We start from the raw sequence: 3,039 nt of genomic DNA on the forward strand, positions 1-3,039 counted from the left end.
CATACACGGTATCCTCGCCGCCTTCCTGAATTTGGGCCAGTACCCCGACGACGCTGCCTTTGCGGATCGCGATTTGTCCCGAGTCGGGCGCTTCTTCGCCGCTCAGAAGGCGCAGCAGGGTCGTTTTGCCGCAGCCGTTGCGGCCGATGAGGCCGATTCTTTCGCCCTGGCGGACGGTAAACGAGACATTGCTCAGCACAAGCTGGGCGCCATGGTATTTTTGCACATTTTGACATTGAATCATCATAGGGATTCTCCTTTAGCAGCTCCTGCGGCATAAAGTCCGATAGAGCAAGTGGTATCAAAGGAAACGCCCCTGCCATCTCGTATGGAAGGACAACATAAAAAGACCGCAGGGAAACGTTCCCCGCGGCCTTGATCGTCTATGTCCGGTTTAAGGCTGACGGTCGGAAGGCAGGAAAGACATTTCTGGGCAATCAGGCGTTATGATTTTGGCAAAAAAGGACAGACCTCTCCCGTTAACGCCAAAAGCATGAACAATGCCCGCCATTGCGATAGGCAAACGGCCGACCATGCTATCCAGATTCTCGTAATTCATCTTTCCTCACCTCCCCTTCAACAAAGTTACCTTCATCTTAAATAAAAAAATTAAAGTTAGCAAGCGCAATATTCCGGAAAAACAAGCGGCAACCGTTCGAACCTTCCGATTTCCTTGCATACCCGGCGCCGAGCTTCGATATGAATGGTGATATGGGCGGCCGGGACGCCCTATCATGTCCATTCAGAAGGAGGAAGGCATATGGCTTTTTTCGACGGTCTGCTCGGCAATGCGTCTCAGGTGGATCTGGCTGCGGCCCGCAAAGAATACGGTAAAATTTTGGCTCCGGGGGAACAGATCGAACGGGCGTACCGGCTGATCCGCGACATGTTCATTTTTACGGATAAACGGCTCATCCTGATCGACAAGCAGGGCATGACCGGCAAAAAAATCGCTTACCACTCGATCCCCTACAAGAGCATTACGCATTACTCCGTGGAGACGGCGGGACATTTCGATCTCGACGCCGAGCTGTGCCTGTTCGTGTCCGGGAATACGCTGCCGCTCAAGAAAACGTTCAACAAGAGTGTGGATATTTATGAGGTGCAGGCGGTGCTGTCCCAGTACATTTTGAAGTTATAAAAAACGGCCGCGATGCCCCTTGTCAGGGCCGCAGGGCCGTTGTCATGCCGTTATACCCAGTATCTGAGAACCAATCCTCCATAGACAAAAGCGGCAACAATCACAAGGGCAGGGTGGATCTTGCGCCGTTCCATCGCCCAAAAGGCGATCGCCGCGATAATCAGCGTCTGCCAAACGCCTACGGAGGCCAGCGGCCCTTTGGCCATCTGCCAGGTCAGAGTAACCATCATAATCGCGATGACCGGCTGAACCAGCAGCGTCATGCCTTTGACGACCGAAGACTGGCGGTATTTCTGGAGCACGCGGATCAGAGCGATCAGGGCGGCGGCGGAGGGCAGCACAGTGGCCAGAAGCGCCAGCACCGCTCCAACCCAGCCGTAGATTTCATAGCCGACATAGGCCGCCACTTTGGTGGCGATCGGTCCGGGGAGCGCGTTGCCCAGCGCCAGCATGTTGGTAAACTCCGCATTGGTCAGCCAATGGTAGTGCGGGACGATTTCCGTATACATCAGCGGGATGGAGGAGGGACCGCCGCCATAGCCGAGCAGATTAGCAATAAAAAAACCAATAATCAGATCAAGCCATTCCATCTAGGGCGTACCTCCTTTTCGTTTCTGATTGCGGCGGAGATTCGCCACCGCCTTGTAATGCACCGTGCCGTAAGCGAGAAAGAGCACGATGACGATAGCCGGATGAACATGCAGCACTTCAAGCAGCAGCAGGGCAAGCAGCATAAAGGCGATGCCGGCTGCGACGCCAAGCCCCTTGACGGCCTTTTTCGCAAATTCATAAGCCATAACGCCGAGCATGACGGCAATCACGGGCGAGACGGCGGCAATCATTCCCTTCACAACCTTCGAGCCGGCCAGGTAATTGACAGCGGACAGCAGCAGAATCATGGCAAGAACGCTCGGCAAAATATGAGCTACTACGGCGAAGAACGCCCCCATGTTTCCTTTGCGTTTATATCCCAGAAAAGCGGCCATTTTGGTGGCGATCGGTCCGGGAAGGGCGTTGGCCAGCGCCAGCGTTTCCCCGAATTCTTCGTCGCTGATCCATCGGTAGCGGATCACGGCGTCGTGGCGGATCAGCGGGATGACCGAGGGGCCCCCGCCATAGCCGAGAATTCCGGTGCGGACCATGGAAACTCCAAGCTCTATATAGTCTTTGTTCAGTGGCTTCAAACCTTTTTCCTCCTTAAGGTTGTCAAAAGTACATTATATATAAACCGTATGAATACCCCCACATTATATTTCTTTTTGCATCCCCCGAGGGATAACTTTGTGCATGGCTCACAAATCAGGCGTGCAGCATTCGACTTCCGGGCGCTTCCGGTTGACTTCATGAGGCCGTGTAATGTTAAATGACATTAATTAATTTTGGCTTATACGCTTACGATGCCGGTTTTTCCAGAAGACCATTCAGGAAGTAAATTCATTAGCAAAACTTGAAGCCTATGCTTACGAAGCCAGTTTTGCTGAAGATCATTCAGGAAGTAAATTCATTCGCAAAACTTTTAGGAGGATCAAAATGATAAAACGACCGGTGACTGGCACGAAGACGATGGTGGTCAGCCCGCATTATCTGGCATCCGCCGCGGGAGCGCGGGTTCTGGAAAAGGGCGGGAACGCTTTTGACGCGGCGGTGGCCGTCAGTTCGGCGCTGGCGGTCGTCTATCCGCATATGACGGGCCTTGGAGGCGACGCGTTCTGGCTGACCTACAGCGCTTCTGAAGGCCGCGTCCAGGCCTACAACGGCAGCGGGCGCTCGGGCTACGGGGTGCACCGGGGCCGCTACAATGGAGAGGCTGCGATCCCGCGCAGGGGCGTACGCAGCGCGATTACGGTACCGGGTATGGCGGATAGCTGGGATGCGATCCTGACCCGATACGGCCGCCT

The 3,039-nt window shown here is 54.4% G+C and carries 6 protein-coding genes; 2 read left to right on the forward strand and 4 right to left on the reverse strand.

Translation table 11 applies throughout. The features are described 5' to 3' along the window. Together L692_RS33885 and L692_RS32135 are read right to left on the reverse strand one after the other, a co-directional pair. Nucleotides 1–247, reverse strand: a 247-nt coding sequence (locus L692_RS33885) for an ATP-binding cassette domain-containing protein (RefSeq protein WP_036725354.1), incomplete at its 3' end; no start/stop codon positions are given. Between the two features lie 147 nt (nt 248–394). Next, nucleotides 395–559: a hypothetical protein gene (locus L692_RS32135; RefSeq protein WP_156940570.1), complete on the reverse strand. Its 165-nt coding sequence runs from the start codon at nt 557–559 to the stop codon at nt 395–397. Between the two features lie 201 nt (nt 560–760). Between L692_RS32135 and L692_RS0124085 the strand changes: the two genes are divergently transcribed. Next, a complete protein-coding gene (locus L692_RS0124085) occupies nt 761–1,141 on the forward strand; it encodes a PH domain-containing protein (RefSeq protein ID WP_025702497.1) in 381 nt (126 codons plus the stop codon). A 50-nt stretch (nt 1,142–1,191) separates the two neighbouring features. Here the strand turns inward: L692_RS0124085 and L692_RS0124090 are convergent, their stop codons facing one another. Both L692_RS0124090 and L692_RS0124095 read right to left on the reverse strand, forming a co-directional pair. Next, a complete protein-coding gene (locus L692_RS0124090) occupies nt 1,192–1,731 on the reverse strand; it encodes a chromate transporter (RefSeq protein WP_025702498.1) in 540 nt (179 codons plus the stop codon). Next, entirely contained in the window at nt 1,732–2,325 is a 594-nt protein-coding gene (locus L692_RS0124095; RefSeq protein WP_025702499.1) for a chromate transporter, read from the reverse strand. Nucleotides 2,326–2,674: 349 nt separating this feature from the next. On the opposite strand from L692_RS0124095, the gene L692_RS30075 reads away from it, so the two are divergent. Further along, nucleotides 2,675–3,039 (forward strand): gamma-glutamyltransferase (locus L692_RS30075; RefSeq protein WP_415752783.1); only part of this gene is annotated, 365 nt, incomplete at its 3' end.

It is taken from the genome of Paenibacillus forsythiae T98, from assembly GCF_000520735.1.
In the GTDB taxonomy this organism is placed as follows: domain Bacteria; phylum Bacillota; class Bacilli; order Paenibacillales; family Paenibacillaceae; genus Paenibacillus_AQ; species Paenibacillus_AQ forsythiae.